The following is an 18697-nucleotide window of genomic DNA, read 5'->3' on the forward strand; positions in this document are numbered from 1 at the left end:
CGCCATGGCACGCGCACGCACGGTCGTGGTGGCTGCGATCTCGCTGGCCTACCCGGTGCTGGTGTACCTGGCGATGGGCCGTTTCGAGCCACGCTGGCTGTCGCTGCTGCTGTTCACCCTGGCCCTGCTGCGTGCGCTGAGTACGCGCCAGCCGCTGTGGTGGGCCGCCGCCGCGGGAACCGGCCTGCTGGCCGTGTTGGCCACCGTGCTGAACCAGGCCCTGCCGCTGAAGCTGTATCCGGCGCTGGTCAACATGGTGATGCTGGCGGTGTTCGGCACCAGCCTGCGCTTCGGCCCGCCGCTGGTGGAACGCCTGGCGCGGTTGCAGGAGCCGGACCTGCCGGCGTTCGCGGTGGCCTATACCCGCCGCGTCACCCAGGTGTGGTGTGGCTTCTTCGTTCTCAACGGCAGCCTGGCCCTGCTGACCGCGCTTTACGCGTCGGACCGGGTCTGGATGCTCTACAACGGATTGTTGGCGTACGTGATGATGGGCGTGTTGTTTGCAGGTGAGTGGCTGGTGCGGCGTCGGGTCAAGGCAGCGCACGCGCATGGCTGAGTGGATTGCCCTGGACCGGCTGCTGGTGGACCCGCAGCCGCAGCGCAGCATCGGCGTGTGCGATGGCGAGGTGATCGACCATGCCCGCTTCCGCCAGCGGGTGCTGGCCTGGCGTGCGGCCTTTGCTGCTGCCGATGGCCGTGACTGGGCCCTGTACTTCGATGATGCGGTGGCCTTCGCTGCTGCGCTGTTCGGCGCCTGGCATGCCGGCAAGCGGGTGTTTCTGGCTGCCGACAACCTGCCGGCCACGCTGCAGGCGCTGCAGCCACAGGTGAGCGGTTTCGCCGGCGATGTTTCCGCCGACTACCGAGCGCTGGTTGCCCCCACCGTTGGCGTGGACGGCGAACTGCAGGTGCTGGACGAGCGCGCCTGCGAGCTGTGCGTGTTCACCTCCGGCAGCACGGGCCAGCCCAGTGCGATCAACAAGCGCATGGACCAGCTGGCGCGCGAGGTGGATGCGCTGCAGGCTGCGTTCGGCGCGCAGCTGGAAGGCGTGCAGGTGCATGGCACGGTGTCCCACCAGCACATCTACGGCCTGCTGTTCCGGGTGCTGTGGCCGCTGGCCGCCGGCCGCCTGATCCATCCGCGCCGGTTCTTCCACGAAGACCTGGTGGGCGCGCTGGCCGGTACCGACACGGTGCTGGTGGCGACGCCAGCCCACCTCAAGCGCCTGCCCGAGCAGCTCGACTGGGCCAGCCTGCACGGCCGCCTGCGCGCAGTGTTCTCCTCCGGTGGCCCGCTGCCCGAAGAAGCCGCACGCCAGGTACGGCAATGGCTGGGCGTGGCACCGACCGAGGTTTACGGCAGCAGCGAAACCGGTGGTATCGCCTGGCGCCGCTGGGATACCGACCTGCCGCCGTGGCAGCCGTTGCCAGGCGTGCAATGGCGCATCGAGGATGGCTGCCTGGCCGTCGCCTCGGCGCATCTGGAAACCCTCGACTGGTGGCGCACCCAGGACCGCGTGGAAGCGTTGGCCGATGGCCGCTTCCGCCTGCTGGGCCGTGCCGACCGCATCGTCAAGATCGAGGAGCGCCGCGTTTCGCTGGATGCGCTGGAACGCGCGCTGCGCGAAGACACCGAAGTGGACGATGTGAGAGTACTGGTCCTGCCAGGACAGCGTGAGCAGCTGGCAGCGGTGGTGGTACCGGCCAACCTGGCGCTGCTGGAGGGCGGTGACGCCGCGCGCCGCGCGCTGGGCCAGCGCCTTGGCGCGCGCCTGGCACAGGCGCATGACGCGGTCACCCGGCCGCGCCGCTGGCGCCTGGTGAAGGCGCTGCCGATCAATGCACAGGGCAAGGTCACCCAGGCGGCACTGGCGGCGCTGTTCCAGCCGCTCATGCCGGTGCCGGTCTGGGTTCACCGCGATGCTGCCAGCGCTACGTTGCGCATGACCCTCGACCCGGCGCTGCGGCCGTTCCAGGGCCACTTCCCGCAGGCGGCGATCCTGCCCGGCGTGGCGCAGCTGGACTGGGCCGTGCGTTTTGGCCGCCAGGCGTTCAGCATGCCGGCCGGATTCCTGCGCATGGATGCGGTGAAGTTCCAGCACGTGGCCCGCCCGGGCGATGAGCTGACCCTGCAGCTGGACTGGGATGCCACGCGCAATGTGCTGGCCTTCCGCTACACCTCCAGCCACGGTGTGCATGCCAGCGGCAAGGTGGTTTTCGCCGATGCGGACTGATCCGGCCGTTGCCGGTGCCGCGTTCGCGCCACTGGTGGTGATTCCCGTCTACGACCACGAGCACGCCATCGCGGCGGTGGTCGACGGCGTGCAGGCCGCTGGCCTGCCGTGCCTGCTGGTCGACGATGGCTCGCATGAAGCGTGCGCGACGGTGCTGCGTTCGCTGGCACAGCGCCAGGGCGTCGACGTGCTGCGCCTGGACATCAACCAGGGCAAGGGTGGGGCGATGCTGGCCGGCTTTGCCGAGGCCGCTGCGCGTGGCTACAGCCACGTGCTGCAGATCGATGCCGACGGCCAGCACGATACCGCCGACCTGCCGCGTTTCATCGAGGCGGCGCGTGCGCACCCGGGTGCGGTGATCTGCGGCATCCCGGCCTACGACGCCAGTGTTCCCAAGGCGCGCCTGTACGGACGCTACGCGACCCATATCTGGGTCTGGATCAACACGCTGTCGCTGCACCTGCGCGACACCATGTGCGGCTTCCGCGTGTATCCGCTGCCGCCGGTGCTGCGCCTGATCGGTGAAGAGACCATCGGCCGCCGCATGGATTTCGATACCGAGGTGATGGTGCGCCTGTACTGGCGACAGCTGCCGGTCGAGCACCTGGCCACGCGGGTGACCTATCCCGCCGATGGCGTGTCGCACTTCGATGTGTGGCGTGACAACGTGCGCATCAGCCGCATGCATACCCGCCTGTTCTTCGGCATGCTCTGGCGCGCGCCGCGCCTGCTGTGGCGCCGCCTGCGGGGGCAGCGCTGAGATGGCGGCCGCGCAGGGCGCTCCGCACTGGGCCGACATCGGCGAATCGACGTCGGTGGCCGGCGTGTTGTTCCTGTGCTGGGTGCACCGCTGGTTCGGGCGCTGGCCGTTCCGACTGTGCGTGTGGCCGGTGGTGGCCTGCCACTGGCTGGGCAACCGCGTCGGCCGCCAGGCCTCCATGCAGTACCTCCAGCGCCTGCAGGCACACAGCGGTGTGCTGGGCCGTGCGCCGACCCGGCGCGACAGCCTGCGCCACTTCTTCGCCTTCGCCGACACGATGCTGGACAAGATCCTCGGCCTGGGCGGGCGCTATCCGGCCGAACGCATCCACCTGCATCGCGACCTGGTGCTGGACAAGATCGCGCGCCGCGAAGGCGGGCTGATCCTGACCGCGCACATCGGCTGCCTGGAACTGTGCCAGGTGCTGGCCGAACAGGTGCCGGGGTTCCGCATCACCGTGCTGGTGCACACCGCGCATGCGCAGCGCTTCAACCGCCTGCTGCAACGGCTGGACCCGCTGGCGGCGGTGGAACTGGTGCAGGTAACCGAAATGGGCCCGGCCACGGCAGTGATGCTGGCCGAGCGCGTCGCGGCGGGGGGCTTCGTCGCCATCGTCGGCGACCGCACGCCGGTGCAGGGCGGACGCAGCGTCACCGCCGATTTCCTTGGCCACCGCGCCCCGTTCCCGATCGGCGCCTATGTGCTCGCCGCCGCACTGGGCTGCCCGGTCTACACCATGGCCTGCCTGCACCAGGGCGAGGGCTACCGCGTGGCATTCGAACAGTTCGCCGAACGCATCGTGCTGCCGCGCGGCTCACGCGATGCGGCACTGGCCGAACAGGCACAGCGCTTCGCGCGTTGGCTGGAACTCCAGGTCATCCAGTCCCCGTTGGACTGGTTCAATTTCTTCCCCTTCTGGGATCAGGCTCCGCATGACGACTGACGCCGTACCCGCATGCCGCTTTGGCGATGCACCGTTGACCATCGAAGACGTGGTTGCCCTGGCCCAGCGCCAGTGCGAGGCCGCACTGAGCGACGCGCCGGCGTTCCGCGCGCACATCCAGCGCGGTGCCGACTTCCTCGACCGCCTGCTGCGCGAGGACGGCGTGATCTACGGTGTGACCACCGGCTATGGCGATTCGTGCACGGTGAACATCCCACCGGCGCTGGTGGCTGAACTGCCGCACCACCTGTACACCTACCATGGCTGCGGCCTGGGCCGTTACCTGGACCCGGTCGAGACCCGTGCGGTGCTGGCGGCGCGCCTGGCCTCTCTGGTGCGCGGCATGTCCGGTGTAAGCCTGCCGCTGCTGGAAGGCCTGGCCACGCTGCTGCAGCACGACGTGCTGCCGATGATTCCGGCCGAAGGCTCGGTCGGTGCCAGCGGTGACCTGACGCCGCTGTCCTACGTGGCGGCGGTGCTGTGCGGCGAGCGCGAGGTGCTGCACGACGGCCGCGTGCAGCCGGCGGCGGACGTGCTGGCGAAGATCGGCATGACCCCGCTGAAGCTGCGGCCGAAGGAAGGCCTGGCGATCATGAACGGCACCGCGGTGATGACCGGCCTGGCCTGCCTGGCCTGGCAGCGCGCCGACTACCTGGCACGCATGGCTACGCGCCTGACCGCGTTCAACGTGCTGGCCAGCGACGGCAACGCGCACCACTTCGACGAAACCCTGTTCGCCGCCAAGCCGCACCCGGGCCAGGGCCGCATCGCCGCGCGCCTGCGCAGCGACCTGCACAGCGAGCGCCCGCCGCGCAACGAACAGCGCCTGCAGGATCGCTACTCGCTGCGCTGCGCACCGCATGTGATCGGCGTGCTGGAGGACAGCCTGCCGTTCCTGCGCCAGCTGATCGAGACCGAACTGAACAGCGCCAATGACAACCCGCTGATCGACGCCGACGGCGAGCGCATCCTGCATGGCGGCCACTTCTACGGGGGCCACATCGCGCTGGCGATGGACACCCTGAAGAACACCGTGGCCAACGTTGCCGATCTGCTCGACCGGCAGCTGGCGCTGGTGGTGGACGCCCGTTACAACCATGGCCTGCCGGCCAACCTGTCGGCGGCCACCGGTCCGCGCGCGGCCATCAACCATGGCCTGAAGGCACTGCAGATCAGTGTGTCGGCCTGGACTGCCGAAGCGCTGAAGCAGACCATGCCGGCCAGCGTGTTCTCGCGTTCCACCGAATGCCACAACCAGGACAAGGTCAGCATGGGCACCATCGCCGCGCGCGACTGCCTGCGCGTGATCGAGCTGACCGAACAGGTGGTGGCGGCAATGCTGATCGCCGCGCGCCAGGGCCTGGCCCTGCGTGAACGGGTTGGCCTGAATGCGCAGCTGCATGGCAGTCTGGCCGACATGTACGCCGACCTGGGGCAACGCATCGCCCTGGTCGAGGAAGACCGCGCGCTGGATCGCGAACTGCGGGAACTGCTGGTGGAGATCCGCGCGCAACGTTGGGAGCTGTATGCCGGTGAATGAGGCCATTGAACGGGTTGGCGAGATTGCGTTGACCCCCGCCTTCCATGACTGCGATCCGATGAACGTGGTCTGGCATGGCAACTACTTCAAGTACTTCGAGATCGCGCGCTGCGCGCTGCTCGGTCGCTACGACTACGACTACCCGCAGATGCTCGAATCGGGCTACCTGTGGCCGGTGGTCGACGCGCGGGTGAAGTACGTGCGCCCGCTGCTGTTCAACCAGGCGCTGCGCGTGGTCGCGCGCATCGTGGAATGGGAGAACCGGCTGAAGATCGAGTACGAAATCCTCGATGCGGAAAGCGGCCAGGTGCTGACCCGGGCGATGACCATCCAGGTCGCGGTGGACGCGGCCAGCAAGGAAATGCTGTACCAGTGCCCGCCGGTACTGTGGGAACGCCTGGGAGTGCCTGCGCCATGAACCGAGCGAACCGTTTCGCGCGTGCGCTGCTGTGCGCGCTGCTGCTGGTGGCCGCACCACTGGTGCAGGCGGCCGACCCCGCCATCGATGCGATTACCCAGGCGGTGGCGCGGCCGGATGTGCTGCGTGGCCAGTTCACTCAGGAAAAGCAGGTGAGTGGCTTCAGGAACCCGCTGCGCTCGCAGGGCCGGTTCGTGGTCGCGCGCCAGCACGGCGTGATCTGGACCACGCTCAAGCCGTTCCCCTCGGAAGTAGTGGTCACCGCCGACCGCATCCTAAGCCGGCAGCGTGATGGCAGCACCCGCGTCGAACTGGACGCGCGGCAGCAGCCGGCGATGCGTTCAGTGAATGCGATCATGTTCGCGTTGATGAGTGGCGACGTGCAGGCACTGTCCAGCCAGTTCAACGTGGCGGCCAGCCGTGAAGGGCAGGGCTGGCGGCTGCGCCTGACGCCGAAGTCGGCGATGCTGGCCAAGGCCTTCGAATCGCTGACCCTGCAGGGCGACCGCTACGTGCGCCAGGTCGAGATCGTCGAGGCCAACAAGGACCGCACGCAGATCCAGTTCAGCGCGTTGAGCGAGGCGCCGGCCACGCTCAATGCCGACGAGGCCCGCCGCTTTGAGTGAGGCCGTGGCATCGAACGCACCGGACCGGTTGCGGCGCTGGTGGCACTGGCTGGGCATTGCCTGGCTGCTGGTGCTGCTGGCGCTGGGCGCACAGCAGTGGCAGCTGTGGAGCCAGCAATCGCGGATCGACACCGACATCCTCGCCCTGCTGCCGCAGGATGCGCACGACCGCCTGTTGAGCGACGTCACCCGGCGCATTGCCGATGGCAGTTCGCGGCAGGTCGTGGTGCTGCTCGGCAGCAAGGACAGCGCGGCTGCCAAGCGCGCGCAGGTGGCCTTTGCGGCGGCCATGGCCAAGGATGCCGACCATGCCTTGCTGGTACCCAGCGGCTCGATCGAAGGCTGGTTTGACGAGGCGCGCGCGTTCTACGCGCCGTACCGCGACCGCCTGCTGACACCGGCCCAGCGCGAGCAGTTGCTGGGCAGCGAACCGGGCGTGTTGGCCGAGCAGGCGCTGGCTGCGCTGTATGGCCCGATGGGTGCGCCGCGATTGACTGAATGGCGCCAGGATCCGTTGTCGCTGTGGCCGCAGTGGTGGCAGCAGCAGGCGCAGGGTTCGGGCCTGCGGTTGGGCGATGACGGCCTGCTTGAAGCCGAGGGCAGGCATTGGGCAGTGCTGCAGTTCGATACGCCCGGCTCGGCGTTCCAGCTGGATGGCGAGCGCCACCTCGATGGCCTGCTGGAACGTGCCGGGCAGGCCGCCACGGCGGCGGCGCCTGAGCTTGAAATCCTGCATGCCGGCGTGCCGCTGCATGCCGAGGCCGCCGCGGTGCAGGCCAACCAGGAGATCAACACCATCGGTTGGGGGTCGCTGGCGGCGGTGCTGCTGCTGGTATGGCTGGCATTCCGCTCGCTGCGCCCGATCCTGCTGGTCGCCGCCTCGCTGCTGATCGGCTGTGGCGTGGCGCTGGCGGTGACCGTGCTGGTGTTCGGCAAGGTGCACGTGCTGACCCTGGTGTTTGGTGCGTCGCTGGTGGGCGTGGCCGAGGATTACGGCATTCACTGGTTCGCCTCGCGCCAGGCCGAACCGGCCGATCGTCGCTGGAAACTGCTGCGGCATCTGCTGCCCGGCCTGTGGCTGGCCCTGCTGACCAGTGCGCTGGCCTACCTGGCATTGGGCCTGGCCCCGTTCCCCGGCCTGCGCCAGATGGCGCTGTTCTCGGTGGTGGGCCTGGCCGCAGCTTTCCTTACGGTGATCTTCTGGTTTCCGTGGCTCGACGGTGGCGAGATCCGCCAGACCCGCTTCTCGCAGTGGCTGGGCAATACGCTGGAGCGTTTCCCGCGGCTGCATGGCCGCCGCGCGGTGACGGTCTTCGTGGTGGCCGCGCTGGCACTGTCTGCCATCGGCATCGTGCGCCTGCAGAGCAACGACGACCTGCGCAGCCTGCAGTCGTCACCGCCGGCGTTGATGGCGCAGCAGATCCGCCTGAGCCAGTTGCTGGGCATGCCCAGCCCGGCGCAGTTCTACCTGGTGCAGGGCGCCGATGCGGCGCAGCTGCTGCAGCGCGAGGAAGCACTGACCGAGCGCCTGCGTGTATTGGCCACCGACAAGCGCATTGGTGGCTATCGCGCGATCAGCGATTGGCTGCCATCACCGGCACGCCAGCAGGCCGATGCTGCGCTGACCGCGAAGGTGGAACCCGGCGTGCTGTCGGCCGTGTCCGAGGCGGTGGGCGAGCCGCTGCAGCGACCGCAGTTCGCCGCCGCGCCGCTCACCGCCGAAGCCTTCCTTGCCTCGCCGGCCTCGCAGCCGTTCCGCCACCTGTGGGTGGGTGAAGTCGGTGGGCAGATGATCAGCGTGGTGATGGTCGATGACCTGTCGCGCGCCGATGCCCTGGCCACGCTGCAGGGTGCCGCCGAAGGCCTGCCCGGCGTGCGCTGGGTAGACCGCACCTCCGATTTCTCCAAGCTGCTGGGCCACTACCGCAAGCTGATGGGCGGGCTGCTGCTGGTCGGCATCGCACTGGTGTTCGGTGCGCTGTGGCTGCGCTACCGCCGCCAGGCCTGGCGCGTATTTGCCCCCACCCTGATTGCCGGCGCACTGACCCTCGGCCTGCTGGGCCTGTTCGGCCAGCCGCTGCAGCTGTTCAACGTGCTGGCGCTGATGCTGCTGCTGGGCATGGGCATCGACTACGGCATCTTCCTGATCGAACACCGTGGCGATGCCAGCGCATGGCTGGCGGTCTGCGTGGGTGCGGCCAGCACCTGGCTGTCGTTCGGCCTGCTGGGCCTGTCGCAGACCCCGGCGCTGCGCGCGTTCGGCCTGACCCTGCTGTTCGGCATCGGCCTGGTCTGGCTGATCTCGCCACTGTTCCGGCCGCCACCGCATGACCTGCCGCCGGCCTGAGTCCGCCTTCCGCTTTTCTTCTTTCCCTGATCGAGCAACAAGGACGCCCCGATGAGTACTGCTGTGGATGCTGTCGAACGCACTGAAATCCTGATCATCGGCGCAGGCCCGGCCGGCTCCGTGGCCGCGGCGATGCTGCGCCAGCAGGGCCGACAGGTGCTGATGCTGGAGCGCCAGCAGTTCCCGCGCTTCTCCATCGGCGAAAGCCTGCTGCCACAGAGCATGGAGTACATCGAAGCAGCCGGGCTGCTGCAGGATGTGGTCGAGGCCGGCTTCCAGTACAAGAACGGCGCGGCCTTCGTGCACGGTGAAGCGCGTACTGCCTTCGACTTCCGGAAGAAGTTCTCGCCGGGCTGGGGTACCACCTACCAGGTGCAGCGCGCCGACTTCGACAACGTGTTGGCACGCGGCGCCGAGCGCATGGGAACCACGCTGCGTTTCGGTGATGAAGTGCTGTCGGTCGAACCCGGTGAACAGCCTGCGGTGAACGTGCGCCGCCCGGATGGCAGCGAATACCGCATCGAGGCCGATTTCATCCTCGACGCATCGGGCTTCGCGCGCCTGCTGCCGCGCCTGCTGCAGCTGGAATCGCCATCCAATTTCCCGGTGCGCGGCGCGATCTTCTGCCACGTGCGCGACAACATTCCGGCCGAAGCCGACTTCGACCGCAACAAGATCCTGATCACCACCCATCCCGAACACATCGACGTCTGGTACTGGACGATTCCATTCTCCAACGGCTGCTGCTCGCTGGGCGTGGTCGCCGAGCCGTCGTTCTTCGAGCGCTACGAAGGCGACGACCTGCAGAAGCTGCAGGCCATCGTCGGCGAGGACCCCAACCTGACCCGCCTGCTGGCCAATGCCGAATGGGCGGTGCTGCCGGTGCGCCGCATCACGGGTTACTCGGCCAATGTCAGCTCGCTGTGGGGCCCCGGCTACGCGTTGCTGGGCAACGCCGGCGAGTTCCTCGACCCGGTGTTCTCGTCCGGTGTGACCATTGCCTTCAAGTCCGCGCAGCTGGCCAGCGAGTGCCTCAAGCGCCGTTATGCCGGCCAAACCGTCGACTGGGAAGCTGAATTCTCGATCCCGCTGCGCGCCGGCGTGAAGACCTTCCGCCGCTTCGTGGAAAGCTGGTACCAGGGCGGCTTCCAGAAGATCATCTACCACCCGCAGCAGCAGCCCGAAGTGCGCGACATGATCAGCTCCATCCTGGCCGGTTACGCCTGGGACACCAAGAATCCGTATGTGGCCGATGAAAGTGGTCGCCGCATGCGCGTGCTGGAGGAATTGTGCAGCGCCTGATCTTCCGTACTGCGGCCCTGCTGCTGTGCCTGCTGCTGGCCGCCTGTGCCGGGCGCATGCCCAAGCCCCAGGTGGAGCTGCCGCCGCTGCGGCTGTCGCCGGCCAGCCTGCCGGCGCCGCTGGCCCTGCAACAGCAGCTGCATTTCCGCTTCGGCAGCCATGAGCGCGACCTCGACGCGCTGCTGGAAGCCGACGCGCAGCAGGTGCAGCTGGCGGTGCAGGCGATGGGCCAGACCGGCGTGCGCCTGCAGTGGGACGGCCAGCAGCTGACCCAGCAGCGCGCGCCGTGGCTGCCGCCGCAGGTACGTGCCGAGCGTGTGCTGGATGACCTGCAGTTCGCGCTGTGGCCGACCGCGGCCATCGCCGCCGCGCTGCCGGCCGACTGGCAGGTCAGCGACGACGGCCAGCAGCGCAGCCTGTCGCGCGATGGCACGGTGTGGCTGCAACTGCAGCGCCTGGACGATGGCAGCGTGCAGCTGGACAACCGTGCCGAAGGCTATGCGCTGCGCATCGAATCGATCGACATGGCCGGACAGGACCGATGAGTGCACCGATCTACCTGAACGACCTGGGCGTGGTCTGCGCGCTCGGCGATGGCCGCGCCGCTGTCGCGTCGGCGATGTTCGCCGACGTGCCGGGCGGGCTCAGTGACAACGACAGCCTGTTGCCGGGGCGCACCCTGGCGCTGGGAGAAGTACGCACGCCACTGCCGGCGCTGGAGGAACTGCCGGTGGCCCTGCGCGGGCGCAACAACGCCCTGCTGGACGTGGCACTGGCGCAGATCGCTCCGGCGGTGGCCGCCGCGATCACCCGCCATGGCGCCGAGCGCGTGGCGGTGGTGCTGGGCACCAGCACCTCGGGCATTGGTGAGTCCGAGCAGGCCCTGCGCACCCACGCCGAACAGGGCCAGTGGCCGCAGGGCTTCGATTACGCCCAGCAGGAAATGGGTACTGCCGCGCAGTTCGTGCGCCAGCGCAGCGGCGCTCAGGGGCCCGCGTGGACCCTGTCCACCGCCTGCTCGTCCAGTGCCAAGGCATTGATGTCGGCTGCACGCATGCTGCGAGCCGGTATCGTCGACGCCGTGATCGCAGGCGGCGCGGACTCGCTGTGCCGCTTCACCGTGGCCGGTTTCAGTGCGCTGGAATCGGTGTCGGCCCTGCGCTGCAATCCGTTCTCGCAGCACCGCGCCGGTATCAACATCGGCGAGGGCGCCGCGCTGTTCCTGCTCACCCGCGAGCCGGGCCCGGTGTGCCTGGCCGGGTGGGGCGAATCGGCCGACGCCCACCACATGTCCGCGCCGGATCCGCAGGGCGTGGGTGCCATCGATGCACTGCAGCAGGCGCTGCAGCGCGCCGGCTGGGCGGCCGATGAAGTGGACTACGTGAACCTGCATGGCACCGCCACCGGGCACAACGATGCGATGGAAAGCCTGGCGGTTTCGCAGGTGCTGGGCAACGGCATTCGGGCCAGTTCGACCAAGCCCCTGACCGGCCATACGCTGGGTGCGTCAGGCGCGATCGAAGCTGCATTGTGCTGGATCGTGCTGGCCGAGAACCCGCAGCAGCAGCTGCCACCGCACTGGTGGGACGGCGTGGCAGACCCCGCGCTGCCGGCACTGCCGCTGGTCGCACCAGCTACCCGCCTGGCGCAGGCACCGCGGCGGGTGCTGAGCAATTCGTTCGCCTTCGGCGGCAGCAATGCCGTGCTGGCGCTGGAGCGTCGATGAAGATGCTGTATGCAATTGAAGAGGTGGTACCGCACCGCCAGGACATGTGCCTGCTGGAGCGCATCACGCACTGGGACCAGGACACCATCGAGGCGGAACTGGTGGTGCCCGAGGCCGGCCTGTTCGTGGAAAACCACGAAGTGCCGGCCTGGGTGGGTATCGAATACATGGCACAGGCCATCGCGGCCTGGGCCGGCTGCCGTGCGCGTGCAGCGGGCAAGCCACCGCAGCTGGGCTTCCTGCTCGGCAGCCGCCGCTACAACAGCACGCGCTGCAGCTTCCCCAGCGGCTCGCGGCTGCGCGTACAGGCGCGCTGCGAGCTGTTGGGTGACAATGGATTGGGGATGTTCGCCTGCCGCATCCTGGCGGGCGAGGACGAATGGGCTACAGCCAACGTGTCGGTGTTCGAACCGGCCGATGCGATGGCCTATCTGGAGAGTGGACAGGCATGACAGGGAATCGAAGCGTGCTGGTGACCGGCGCCAGCCGGGGCATCGGCCGGGCCATCGCGCTGCGCATCGCGCGCGATGGCTTCGACGTGGTGGTGCATTGCCGCAGCCGCCTGGATGAGGCACAGGCCGTGGTGGCCGAGATCCACGCGTTGGGCCAGCAGGCCCGCGTACTGATGTTCGACGTGGCCGACCGCGAGGCCGCACGCGCCGCGCTGGAGGCCGATGTCGAAGCGCACGGCGCGTACTACGGCGTGGTCTGCAATGCCGGCATCGCCCGCGACGGCGCCTTCCCGGCGCTCTCTTCGGAAGACTGGGACCAGGTCATCCACACCAACCTGGATGGCTTCTACAACGTGCTGCATCCGCTGATCATGCCGATGGTGCGGCGGCGCAAGCCGGGCCGCATCGTCACCCTGTCGTCGGTGTCCGGACTGGCCGGCAACCGCGGGCAGGTCAATTACAGTGCCGCCAAGGCCGGCATCATCGGTGCCACCAAGGCCCTGGCGCTGGAACTGGCCAGCCGCCAGATCACCGTCAACTGCGTGGCCCCGGGCCTGATCGAGACCGAAATGCTCAACGATGAAGTGATCGAACACGCGCTCAAGCTGATTCCCGCCGGCCGCGTCGGCCGTCCCGACGAAGTGGCGGCCACGGTGGCGTTCCTGCTGTCCGAACCGGCCGGCTACATCACCCGCCAGGTGATCTCGGTGAACGGGGGCATGCTCTGATGGCCACCGATCGTCGCGTCGTGGTGACCGGTGCGTCCGCGATCAGTCCGCTCGGCCATGACTGGCCGACCATCGAGGCGCACCTGCGCAGCTGCCGCAACGCGGTGCGCGCGATGCCCGAGTGGGATGTCTATGCCGGGCTGAACACCAAGCTGGCTGCGCCGGCGCAGGACTTCGCGCTGCCGCCGAACTACAACCGCAAGACCACCCGCTCCATGGGCAAGGTCGCGATCATGTCGGTGCGTGCCACCGAAGTGGCGCTGCGCGAAGCTGGCCTGCACGAGCACCCGGTGCTGCGCAGCGGTCGCACCGGCGTGGCCTATGGTTCCTCGTCGGGCAGCCACGAAGCCACCGGCGAGTTCGGGCGCATGCTCAACGAGTTCACCACCGAAGGCATCAGCGCCACCACCTACCTGAAGATGATGAGCCACACCGCGCCGGTCAACATCGGCGTGTTCTTCGGCCTGTCCGGGCGTGTCTATACCACCTCCAGCGCCTGCACCTCGGGCAGCCAGGGCGTGGGCGCGGCCTATGAAGCGATCCGCAGCGGCAAGCAGACGGTGATGGTCGCCGGTGGTGCCGAGCAGCTCGACGCTACCGCTGCGGCGGTGTTCGACACCCTGTTCGCCACCAGCGTGCGCAACGCCGCGCCGCAGACCACGCCGCGCCCGTTCGATGCCGGCCGCGATGGCCTGGTGCTGGGCGAGGGTGCCTGCACGCTGATCCTGGAAGACCTGGAGCACGCGCAGGCGCGCGGTGCCACCATCCTTGCCGAGGTGGTCGGCTACGGCACCAACAGCGACGGCCAGCACGTCACCCAGCCCAGCGCCGACACCATGGCCCAGGCCATGCGCCTGGCGCTGGAGGATGCGGGCCTGGAGGCGGCGCAGATCGACTACGTCAACGCCCACGGCACCGCCACCGATCACGGCGACATCGCCGAGACCCAGGCCACCGCGCAGGTGTTCGGCAGCCGCGTACCGATCAGCTCGCTGAAGAGCTACGTCGGCCACATGCTCGGTGCCTGTGGTGCGTTCGAGGCCTGGCTGAGCATCGAGATGATGCGTGCCGGCTGGTTCGCCCCCACGCTGAACCTGGCCGAGGTTGACCCGCGCTGCGGCCAGCTCGACTTCATCACCGGGCAGGGCCGCGAATTGCAGGCCGAGTACGTGATGAGCAACAACTTCGCCTTCGGCGGCATCAACACCTCGCTGGTGTTCCGCCGCTGGAGCGAATGATCCACCGTCCCATCCCGCCTTTTTCCTCAACCCACCCGCACCCCCGACAAGGAGATGTTCCGATGCGCCGCACCCTGATGATCGCCACGGCCACTGCACTGCTGGCCCTGACCTCCACCGCCTCCGCCCGCGACACCCGCGTTGAGCAGTCCCTGCAGGAGCTGGTCACCTCGCAGGCCGCCCGGGACGCCGGCATCGACGGCAGCGTGCGCTTCTACCTGGCCGGCCAGCCGGTCAGCGTGCAGCAGCGCCTGGGCGAGGACGTGACCAACAAGAAGACCAACGCCGCCAACAAGAGCGATGCCGAGGCCTGCCGCTGGGTCGCGCTGTCGGCGCTGCGCGCACTGCAGGACGGCGCCAAGTCGCGCGGTGCCAACGCGGTGGTCGACATCGTCAGCTACTACAAGAAGAACGAGTTCAAGAGCAGCACCAACTACGAATGTTATGCCGGTACGATCCTCGCCGGCGTGGCGCTGAAGGGCACCTACGCCAAGGTCAAGTAAGCGACCGCAGGGCAGCGGCGTTGCCTGAACGCCGCCGCCACATTGCTGAACCCCGTCGGGGAAACGCCGTCGATCACGCCGCCATCGTCGGCCGACGGCTTTCCCCGGTGTCGGCTTTCCGACACAATCATGGCTCTTCCCGGGTTATCGTCCCGCGGACATGCACGCCTACGTCTATAAAAGCCAACTCAAGCCTGACACCTACGTCTACGTTCCCCGACGCGATGATTTCAGCGCGCTGCCTGCGCCGCTGCTCACCTCGCTGGGTGCGCTCACCTTCGTCCTGGATGTGGCCCTGGATGCCCAGCGTCGCCTGGCCCAGGCCGACCCGGACAAGGTTCGCAGTGACATGAGCGAGCGCGGGTTCTACCTGCAGGTGCCGCCGTCGGTGGCCAGCCTGATGCCGCGCCACTATGACTGACGTCTCCCGTCCGCGCGCCCTGTCGATCGCCTTCGCCGTGGGCGCCGTGCTGGCACTGGGTGCTGCCGTAGGCGGCGTTGCCGGTGCCATCCTCGCCGCCCTGGCGCAACCGGCGTTCGCGCTGGGCGTGTCGTGGTGGCGGCGCAGCCGTGCGCTGCTGCCGCTGAAGGTGGTTGCACGCCAGGACCTGCCGGCGCTGCTGGCACTGTGGGCGGCCGCACCGCTGCTGCTGGCGCTGCTGCTGGCCTGGCCGCTGGCGGCGCTGCGTGACAGTGGCAGCCTTGCGGCGGTGCTGGGCCTGAGCGTGCTGGTCAGTGCCGGCCTGCTCGCTGCCTGGCGCACCTGGCCGTTGTGGAACGATGTCGAACGGCTTGATGGCCGCCTGGCCCATCATTGGCAGGCGCTGGCCGGTCGCGACCTGACCGCCTGGCGCGGTCTCGGCGTGGCGGCGCTGGTGATCGCGCTGGCCGCGCTGGTGGTGCTGCCGGCCTGGCCGGGACTGCTGCCGGAGAGCGCGCGCTGGCCCGCTGCGCTGGCCGTGGTGGTGGTGTCTCCCGTGCTGCACCTGCTGCTGCAGCGGGTCGCGCCGGCGCCGCTGGTGTCGTTGCGACCGAGCCCGATGGCGACGTCCGGCGCAGAACACGAACCGATGTTCGCTGCCGCGGCCGAGACCGCGCCGCTGGAGGCGATGGCTCCGCAGGAGCTGACCCCGGCCCTGTATGAAGCCGCCCGCCACGGCCGCATCGACCGCGGCCTGCAACTGCTGCAGGCCGGCGCCGATCCGTATGCGCTGCCCGACCCGAGCTGGCGCGACCAGCGCAGCCTGGCGGTGCTGGCGGCGGTGCTGCCGGACCTGCGCCTGCTGCGCGAACTGATTGCCCGCGGCGTTGACGTGAACGCGCCACACCGGGGCATGACCCCGCTGCTGGCCGCCACCCGCGACAGCTGGCATGGCCGCCCCGAAGCCGTGATGACCCTGCTCGCCAACGGTGCCGATTCGCGTGCCACCGACAGCGATGGCAACACCCCGCTGCACCATGCCGCGCGCAGTTCCGACCCAGGCGTGGCCGCGCTGCTGCGCGATGCCGCCGCCGAAGTCGATGCGTTGAACAACGAGGGCTGGTCGCCGCTGGCCGTGGCCTGCCAGGTCGGCAACTGGCGCCTGGCCCGCTTCCTGCTCGAACGCGGTGCGCGCAGCGAACCGGCAGAGGGCACCCCGGTGCTGCTGGCCGCCGCCGCCACCGAAGACGACGATCCGGCTGGCGTGCAGCTGCTGCTCAAGCACAAGGCGCGTGCCGACGCGCGTGATCGCCAGCGCCGCAGCGCGCTGCACGAGGCGGCGCTGGCCGGCCACGTTGAAATCATCGGCGTGCTGCTGGCCGCCGGTGCCAACCTGGAAGCACGCGATGCACTGGGGCGTACGCCCTGGCTGGAAGCCGCCCGTGCCGGGCGTGCCGCGGTGGTCGAACACTTGCTGCCGCACAAGCCGGACCTGGTTGCCGTCGACGGCGAAGGGCGCAACGCAGTGCAGCTGGCGGTGATGGCAGAGGATGTCTCGCCGTTGCTGGTCAAGCGTCTGGTGGAGCTGGGCATCGCCGCCGACGCGACCGATCCGGTCGGTCGCCGTGCAGTGGACTACGCTGCCGAAGCCGGGCGCTGGGCGATTGTCGCCCTGCTGGATCCGTCCTATCCGTTGCCGGCCGCGGTCAGTGACGGCCTGGCCGAGCGTGGCGAAGCAGCCAGTGCCAGCGGCCTGCTGCCGGACCGCCCGCCGCTGACCCTGCTGCGCGAGGCGCTGGGCTTCGGCAACACCGAAGGCATGGCCGCGCTGGCCAAGCTGTGCCAGCCGGAAGAACTGGGCGGCCTGCTGCTCGACCCCGAGCTGGCGCTGGAGCCGCGCGCGGTGGATTGGCTGCTGGGCCACGGCGCCGATCCCTACGTGCGCGACGCCTGTTCCGATACGCCCATGTTCGCGTTGCTGTCGCGCGGCATTGATGCGGTGCCGGCGTTGCAGGTGATGTTGCAGCGTGGCTTGTCGCCGGCCGGACGCGGTGGCCTGGCGCGCTTCCTGGCGGCCTGTGCGCAGCACGACCAGGCTGCCCGTGGCCTGGAACAGCTGGCGCTGGAATTGCTGGAGCGTGGCGCCGATCCGTTCGCGGCTTCGCCGGCCGGTGATCCGCCGTTGTCGCTGGCGGTGCGCCTGGGCTGGCTGCGCCTGCAGCAGGCGCTGCTGAAGGCGGGCGTCGATCGCGAAGCGCGCGACAGCCATGGCATGACCGCATTGCATCTGGCCACCGCATTGGCCCGCGAAGGCGCGCTGAAGCTGCTGGTGCAGCACGGTGCCTCGCCGGAAGCACGCGCCGCCGATGGCCAGACGCCGCTGGGCGTGGCGCTGTCGATTGGTCGCCGCGACCTGGCCGACTGGCTGGACTGGCGGGTGTGGCCGTTGCCGCGTCGCACCCTGCGCGAGTCCGATCTGCCGGCCGCCGCAATGGCCGGTGACGTCGACGCGGTACGCCGCCTGATCGATCTGGGCTTCGCCGTCGATGCGGTTGATGCGCAGGGCTGCACCGCGCTGCTGCGTGCCGCCGGTGGTGGCCATCTGGCGGTGACCGACCTGTTGCTGGCGCGTGGCGCCGATCCGCAGCACGCAGCGGCCAGTGGTGCCACGCCGCTGTCGGCGGCGGTCAGCATGCGCCAGGTGGACATCGTCTCGGCCCTGCTCGACGCTGGCGCCAAGCTGGAACACCGCCTGCCGGGCGGCGTGACCGTGCTGATGCTGGCGTCCGCGCTGGGCCTGCCGGACATCGTTGCCCGCCTGCTCACCGCCGGTGCCGACGTGCACGCCGGTGACGCCCAGCAGCTGGGCCCACTGCACTGTGCCGCGCTGTATGGCTTCAGTGCCCGCGACCGCTCGCGCCTGCTCGCCCTGCTCGACACCCTGCTGCTGGCCGGTGCCGAACCGGACCAGGCCGCGGCTGGTTCGGTCACGCCGCTGCTGCTGCTGCTGGGCGCACGCGCCGAGCCCGGCACCGCCTGCGACGAACAGGTGGTGATGGCCGCAGTGGAACGCCTGCTGGACGAAGACGTGAGCCTTGAGGTGCGTGATCCGCGCGGCTTCGGACCGCTGCACCTCGCGGCCCTGCACGGTCTGCCGCTGCTGGTGCAGCGCCTCCTGCGCGCTGGTGCCGACCCCGAGGCGCGCGACAGCCTCAACCGCAGCCCGCGCGAGATCGCGGTGATGCGTGGCTTCATCGACGTGGCCGGCGAGTTCGAACCGCGCGTGCCGGGTGTCTCGTCGATGGCGCGGTTCCTGCGCGACAACGGTTGATCGCTGGAAAAGGGTAGTGCCGGCCGCTGGCCGGCTACCTCATGACATCTCCGGGATGACGGGATTGCCGGCCAGCGGCCGGCACTACCGGGTCCGCCATTGATCGGGTGGGTGCCGACCGTTGGTCG

At 69.3% G+C, this 18697-nt stretch carries 17 protein-coding genes; all 17 read left to right on the forward strand.

The window, feature by feature from the left end; all coding sequences use genetic code 11:
* Nucleotides 1-4: 4 nt before the first annotated feature.
* The 17 genes from AC5P5X_RS12405 to AC5P5X_RS12485 all read left to right on the forward strand — a co-directional run bounded on the left by AC5P5X_RS12405 (nt 5) and on the right by AC5P5X_RS12485 (nt 18569).
* Nucleotides 5-556, forward strand: a complete 552-nt coding sequence (locus AC5P5X_RS12405) for a COG4648 family protein (protein WP_005414874.1) — start codon at nt 5-7, stop codon at nt 554-556.
* Nucleotides 549-2234 (forward strand): ApeI family dehydratase, encoded by a 1686-nt coding sequence (locus tag AC5P5X_RS12410; protein WP_109337363.1) that lies wholly within the window; start codon nt 549-551, stop codon nt 2232-2234. Before AC5P5X_RS12405 ends, AC5P5X_RS12410 begins: the two co-directional genes overlap by 8 nt.
* A complete protein-coding gene (locus AC5P5X_RS12415; protein ID WP_109337362.1) occupies nt 2224-2994 on the forward strand; it encodes a glycosyltransferase family 2 protein in 771 nt (256 codons plus the stop codon). Before AC5P5X_RS12410 ends, AC5P5X_RS12415 begins: the two co-directional genes overlap by 11 nt.
* Before the next feature lies 1 nt (nt 2995).
* Nucleotides 2996-3937: a lysophospholipid acyltransferase family protein gene (locus AC5P5X_RS12420; protein ID WP_024957723.1), complete on the forward strand. Its 942-nt coding sequence runs from the start codon at nt 2996-2998 to the stop codon at nt 3935-3937.
* Complete coding sequence (locus AC5P5X_RS12425; protein ID WP_005411604.1) at nt 3927-5477, forward strand: HAL/PAL/TAL family ammonia-lyase; 1551 nt, start codon at nt 3927-3929, stop codon at nt 5475-5477. The genes AC5P5X_RS12420 and AC5P5X_RS12425 overlap by 11 nt, the downstream gene beginning before the upstream one ends.
* Nucleotides 5464-5895, forward strand: coding sequence for an acyl-CoA thioesterase (locus tag AC5P5X_RS12430; protein WP_005411603.1), 432 nt, complete (start codon nt 5464-5466; stop codon nt 5893-5895). The genes AC5P5X_RS12425 and AC5P5X_RS12430 overlap by 14 nt, the downstream gene beginning before the upstream one ends.
* Entirely contained in the window at nt 5892-6521 is a 630-nt protein-coding gene (locus AC5P5X_RS12435; RefSeq protein ID WP_005411602.1) for an outer membrane lipoprotein carrier protein LolA, read from the forward strand. The genes AC5P5X_RS12430 and AC5P5X_RS12435 overlap by 4 nt, the downstream gene beginning before the upstream one ends.
* Entirely contained in the window at nt 6493-8868 is a 2376-nt protein-coding gene (locus AC5P5X_RS12440; RefSeq protein ID WP_111189043.1) for an MMPL family transporter, read from the forward strand. Before AC5P5X_RS12435 ends, AC5P5X_RS12440 begins: the two co-directional genes overlap by 29 nt.
* A 51-nt stretch (nt 8869-8919) precedes the next feature.
* A complete protein-coding gene (locus AC5P5X_RS12445) occupies nt 8920-10170 on the forward strand; it encodes an NAD(P)/FAD-dependent oxidoreductase (RefSeq protein ID WP_043034447.1) in 1251 nt (416 codons plus the stop codon).
* The gene (locus AC5P5X_RS12450) at nt 10158-10715 is read left to right on the forward strand and encodes a DUF3261 domain-containing protein (protein ID WP_005414865.1); all 558 of its coding nucleotides are present in this window, start codon (nt 10158-10160) and stop codon (nt 10713-10715) included. The genes AC5P5X_RS12445 and AC5P5X_RS12450 overlap by 13 nt, the downstream gene beginning before the upstream one ends.
* On the forward strand, nt 10712-11896 hold the full coding sequence (locus AC5P5X_RS12455; RefSeq protein WP_111189045.1) for a beta-ketoacyl-ACP synthase: 1185 nt from the start codon (nt 10712-10714) through the stop codon (nt 11894-11896). Before AC5P5X_RS12450 ends, AC5P5X_RS12455 begins: the two co-directional genes overlap by 4 nt.
* A complete protein-coding gene (locus AC5P5X_RS12460; RefSeq protein ID WP_111118215.1) occupies nt 11893-12348 on the forward strand; it encodes a hotdog family protein in 456 nt (151 codons plus the stop codon). The genes AC5P5X_RS12455 and AC5P5X_RS12460 overlap by 4 nt, the downstream gene beginning before the upstream one ends.
* Entirely contained in the window at nt 12345-13076 is a 732-nt protein-coding gene (locus AC5P5X_RS12465) for a 3-ketoacyl-ACP reductase FabG2 (RefSeq protein WP_012481595.1), read from the forward strand. Before AC5P5X_RS12460 ends, AC5P5X_RS12465 begins: the two co-directional genes overlap by 4 nt.
* Nucleotides 13076-14314 carry a beta-ketoacyl-ACP synthase gene (locus AC5P5X_RS12470; RefSeq protein ID WP_099524101.1) on the forward strand — a complete coding sequence of 413 codons (1239 nt, stop codon included), beginning with the start codon at nt 13076-13078 and terminating at the stop codon, nt 14312-14314. The genes AC5P5X_RS12465 and AC5P5X_RS12470 overlap by 1 nt, the downstream gene beginning before the upstream one ends.
* A gap of 62 nt (nt 14315-14376) precedes the next feature.
* Complete coding sequence (locus AC5P5X_RS12475; protein ID WP_005411594.1) at nt 14377-14817, forward strand: hypothetical protein; 441 nt, start codon at nt 14377-14379, stop codon at nt 14815-14817.
* 160 nt (nt 14818-14977) lie between these two features.
* On the forward strand, nt 14978-15238 hold the full coding sequence (locus tag AC5P5X_RS12480; protein ID WP_005411593.1) for a YcgL domain-containing protein: 261 nt from the start codon (nt 14978-14980) through the stop codon (nt 15236-15238).
* Complete coding sequence (locus tag AC5P5X_RS12485) at nt 15231-18569, forward strand: ankyrin repeat domain-containing protein (RefSeq protein ID WP_111118217.1); 3339 nt, start codon at nt 15231-15233, stop codon at nt 18567-18569. Before AC5P5X_RS12480 ends, AC5P5X_RS12485 begins: the two co-directional genes overlap by 8 nt.
* Nucleotides 18570-18697 lie beyond the last annotated feature (128 nt).

The organism is Stenotrophomonas sp. YJH_SMC_91 (assembly GCF_059368495.1).